Raw genomic sequence first — 333 nt, 5'->3', positions numbered from 1 at the left:
CCCCTCTATATTGACATAATCTTATTATTATTTCTCTTATATCATTTCTAAGTTGATTATATATCACTTTTCGTCTATACTTTGGTGTGAAGACGATGTGATATTTACACATCCACTTCGTATGTGCCAATGAATTTGTTTTTTGTGCCATACTTAATCACCTTTCCTTTCTTATAATGACAGCTTGAACAACTCCATTATATCGGAAAGGTGATATCTTTGTATAACTTCTTTATTGCTCCACCCGCATAGCAGGTGGTTTTTTATTTCGCATACTTCGTATGCTCAACTGACTTAAGTCTATATGTTCAAATTTTCAATTTGAACAGGTAA

The 333-nt window shown here is 32.4% G+C and carries 1 protein-coding gene; it reads right to left on the bottom strand.

What is annotated here, in order from left to right; genetic code table 11:
- Nucleotides 1-151 (bottom strand): transposase (locus KSU54_RS18695; protein ID WP_199414789.1); only part of this gene is annotated, 151 nt, incomplete at its 3' end.
- Nucleotides 152-333: the final 182 nt, after the last annotated feature.

The sequence above is a fragment of the Erysipelatoclostridium sp. MSK.23.31 genome (assembly GCF_019125875.1).
Classification (GTDB): Bacteria; Bacillota_I; Bacilli_A; order Erysipelotrichales; family Coprobacillaceae; genus Thomasclavelia; species Thomasclavelia ramosa.
The sequence above is the reverse complement of the archived record's forward strand: the minus strand, read 5'-3'. Positions and strand labels throughout refer to the sequence as shown.